Below are 2,818 nucleotides of genomic sequence, written 5' to 3'. Positions count from 1 at the left end.
GTATGTTGCGCGGGGCTAAAGCAACCGCCTCAAAAAAATCCGTAGCATGGTCTTTAGGCCATGGAATCTTGCAGGTACACGCGGGGCTAAAGCAACCGCCTACAAAAAAATCCGTAGCATGGCCTTTAGGCCATTGAATCTTGTATGTTCGCGCGGGGCTAAAGCAACCGCCTACAGGGGACGGTTATAATGTTGAGATACTTGTTTGGAAAAATTGGCTTTTATTGGTTATTTCTGTGTAGGTACTTACCACTTCTTTGCTGTCGTTGATAATAAAACCATTTACGCTTAGCCAAGAATGGGCTTGTAGCTCTGGTGCAAATCTAACGCCGATGTGTAAGTTTGATGGCATATGCATGCTAATTAGCAACTCTTTTAATGCCATACAACGCCTTAGGCAATTCATCTTTCGATAATGATGTCGTGTGACTTTGCCAAACAGTTGTGCAACTTGAACATACTGTTGCTGAGGGTATGCATCAAAACGTTGGTTGGGGCTGGATGAAAGGTCAACTGAGTTAGAATCTAAATCGCTTTTCCATTTCGCATAGGGTTGCTTAGAAATTTTGTAATCCCATTTGGCTAACAGCCAGTAAGCTTTCAATATAGTGGATAAAGATGACATACAATTGAGCATATTGAGTATTTTATCGCTTATCTACAGACATCTATGTGAGCTACACATCTTCTACCAAAAGCCCTTTGCCTGTCATCTTATCAATGAGCTCGGTTAGATCAGCCTGAATATTTTCGGCGTTGGCATCATAGTCTTGCTCAATTAGTGCTACTACCTGCGATACTGTCTTACCGGCGTTAAGCGCTTCGACCATTTCTGTGCCGATGGGATCGAGTGTGTAATATTGCCCAGTTACGGAATCCAATATTACGGTTTCATCTACAACTTTTTGAAACAACGCATTGTCTGAAAGTTTAAATTTGATGTTGCTATCCAGCATTTTCACGTCCTTTTCAATTGTCCCGCTAAGCATGGGCTCTAGTACCCAAAACGCCAGACTCAATTTTATAGATTTTATCTGCCACGTCACACAGTTGTTGGTCGTGAGTGACGATGATTATGGTTTTTTCTTTCAAAGAATGTGCCAGCAGATGAGTAAATTCGTGTTTTCCAGCAACATCAGCAAAAGATGTACGTTCATCGAACAATAGAATTTGCGGATTGATTAAAAGGGCTCTTGCCAATGAGATCCTCTGACGTTGCCCGCCCGATAGCAACACACCATTTTCACCTACCTGAGTGTAATAGCCCTCTTTCAATCCACTTATGAAGTTGTCAGCACCAGCTAATTGGGCGGCCTCAACAATTTCAGCCTCACTGGCTTGTGGCAAACCATACGCTATGTTGTCTAAAATATTCCCATCACACAAAGCAATGTCTTGTGATACTAAACCTATGCTTTTGCGCAGCGATACCAAACTACAATCAGCAATATTTTGCTCATCAATCAAGATAGTACCGGAGTTGGGCTCCATAAATCGCATCAACAAATGGATTAAGCTAGTTTTACCCGCCCCATTCTGACCAATAATGACATTGGTTGAGCCGCTTTCAAAGGTTACGTTAACATTGCTCAACACCGGCTCTGCAGACTTGTATGCAAATGAAACATCGTTAAATTGTATAAAACCTTGCTGACATTTTAAGTCAAATCTCGCTTTATCGTCCGATTCGGGCGAAACATTGAATACATCCAAAATCCGAGTCGAAGACCCTCTAGCCTGTTGCAACTGACTATAAAGCCCAGCAAAACTGCTCATAGGTTTTGCAAAGACTAGTCCATACATAAGCAAGGTTATCAGATCAGGTATCGACAACTCGCCAGCTTGATAATGCAGCGCACTCACCACCACAATAAATACGATTCCAATGGAGATAATCATTTGAATCAGCGGCGAAATAAGCGCTTGAATACGCAGTAGTCGCGCTCGCAGATTTAATACTTGATTGGCGTTTTGTCTGAATTTTTTAGACTCAATTCCTTGACGATTAAACGCTTTGACCAGTTGCATTGAGCCGAAATTTTCAGTCGCAATAGCAATTGCTCCGGCTTGATGTTTGATCACCTGTTCGGAAATCGGCCTTATGGTTCTGCCGACAATTTTAATCGCAACTAAAAACACCGGTACGGTAACAATAATAATTAAAGCAATACTAAGGTTGATTTGCGCCATCATAAAAATAGCACCTAACACGAGCAAAGCCGCGGGTACTAATCCGGTTAGCACGCCTGATAGAAAATAACTCAGCACATTAGCATCATTGCTAATTAGCGATAAAATTTCACCTTTTTTGCGATTGCTAAAATAGGCCATAGGAAGCATTTGAACATGATCATAGAGCCTGCAACTTAAGTCATTGAGTACTTCGGCGCCGACAATGTTGGTCCTAAAGGTTGATTCAAAACGCAGACCAGCTTGCAAAATAATAAGTACTATCCAGGCCAAACAAATTTGTGTAATCGACCAACCAAATACATTTTGCTCATCTAAAATACTGGTAGAAAATTGGCCAATAAAATACGGGATCGCCAGACTTATCACGCTCTCGGCGATCATCAAAATCACTGCGAGACTCAGCGCGGTTTTATGGTAACGAAGTAAATTGAACAACGATAAAAATGACATGCAATTTGCGGGTTAGATATAAACTCTAACTTAGCTATCCCTATGAAATGCAAGTAACTGATGATTAATACTCTACCCTATTTTTTAGGCAGAGTAACAGCAGGGATTGAAAATATAGTGTGTTTTGTGTGTTTTTGTCATTCCACGGGATAAATCCCGTGCTACAGGTTGCTCG

The 2,818-nt window shown here is 41.4% G+C and carries 3 protein-coding genes; all 3 read right to left on the bottom strand.

All coding sequences use genetic code 11. The features are described from left to right. Nucleotides 1–184: 184 nt before the first annotated feature. The 3 genes from GLIP_RS18560 to GLIP_RS18550 are packed head-to-tail and all read right to left on the bottom strand — an operon-like array spanning nt 185 to nt 2,643. On the bottom strand, nt 185–625 hold the full coding sequence (locus tag GLIP_RS18560; RefSeq protein WP_008846234.1) for a lasso peptide biosynthesis B2 protein: 441 nt from the start codon (nt 623–625) through the stop codon (nt 185–187). A gap of 52 nt (nt 626–677) precedes the next feature. Further along, the gene (locus tag GLIP_RS18555) at nt 678–956 is read right to left on the bottom strand and encodes a PqqD family protein (RefSeq protein WP_008846233.1); all 279 of its coding nucleotides are present in this window, start codon (nt 954–956) and stop codon (nt 678–680) included. 25 nt (nt 957–981) lie between these two features. After that, on the bottom strand, nt 982–2,643 hold the full coding sequence (locus tag GLIP_RS18550) for an ABC transporter ATP-binding protein (protein WP_008846232.1): 1,662 nt from the start codon (nt 2,641–2,643) through the stop codon (nt 982–984). Nucleotides 2,644–2,818 lie beyond the last annotated feature (175 nt).

This window comes from Aliiglaciecola lipolytica E3 (assembly GCF_000314975.1).
GTDB classification, from domain to species: Bacteria; Pseudomonadota; Gammaproteobacteria; order Enterobacterales; family Alteromonadaceae; genus Aliiglaciecola; species Aliiglaciecola lipolytica.
Note: the sequence above shows the minus strand (reverse complement) of the source record. Positions and strands in the feature narration are given on the sequence as shown.